This window comes from endosymbiont of Riftia pachyptila (vent Ph05) (genome assembly GCF_000224455.1).
Classification (GTDB): domain Bacteria; phylum Pseudomonadota; class Gammaproteobacteria; order Chromatiales; family Chromatiaceae; genus Endoriftia; species Endoriftia persephonae.
This window is the reverse complement of record NZ_AFOC01000183.1, coordinates 1-907: the sequence shown is the minus strand read 5'-3', so window position 1 is coordinate 907 and position 907 is coordinate 1. Positions and strand designations below refer to the sequence as shown.

The 907-nt window shown below is 39.8% G+C and carries 1 protein-coding gene; it reads left to right on the top strand.

From position 1 onward, the window contains the following. Nucleotides 1-679: 679 nt before the first annotated feature. A partial coding sequence (locus RIFP1SYM_RS18495) for a hypothetical protein (RefSeq protein ID WP_240992159.1) occupies nucleotides 680-907 on the top strand: 228 nt, incomplete at its 3' end.

Genomic DNA, 907 nt, shown 5'->3' with positions numbered 1-907 from the left:
AATAGGGGGATTATATATCTCACTTTGTGGATATTGGAAGCTTAAAAGAGAAATTATTTATACTTAATAATCTAGCCTTGTCAGGCGAATTGTTTTCGGTGCGTTATTTTATCGGAGAGAGTGAACTCCAGAGGCATTATTCCGATTTAGACTACCATCACTTTACAAAGTCAATTGTGAGTAATTATGCAATCGAACTTGCCGTTAAGTTGAGAAATGCCGCGGAAATGCTGCAAGAAAGAGGTATATCATACGTAAATGATAAAAACATTATGTGTTACGGAGCTGGGCAGCATGCTTTCTACTAAAAAAGAAAGAGCGTGATTCTTTTTTGGGTTTTGCAAACAAAATAATACATGCCAAAATATTTAGAATAGATACGGTTGGATCAAGAAAATATAAAGGTAATTTTAAATGGTGGGGCGGTGATTTAACGTTGGCTGGAACATTGATGGGTAAGAAGCAGACTCCGTGGGAGTTTTTCTTTTCAATACAGAGCTGGTGTGAATCGGCGATAATATTCATTAATTCATGCGAAGCATCTTTGTGTTCTATAAACGAGCAGTCTGAAGATCGTGCAACATACAGCTAACAATCACATTCACACGGACAGCAAAAAGCGCCGCTCGTTCCTCGCTCTGCTTTTTTCTGCCGGTGATGCATGTCGTTAGGGTTCAAAATGAAAGAAAGCATGTGCAAACTAGGAATCATATTGCTTCTTCTGTTACTCGCCTCATTTGCGGTATCGTCAGCAGAGCCACTAGAAACTATTCTTGCTGTCTCTCCAGATAAGGCGGTAGAAAATGCCTTGGCTCGAGGTGATAAGAGCTTAATTAAGGTGCCTAGTTGTTTGAAATGGTCCCTGGTTATATGGGAGGCCCACCAATCCACCGTGCAAAACTTATAT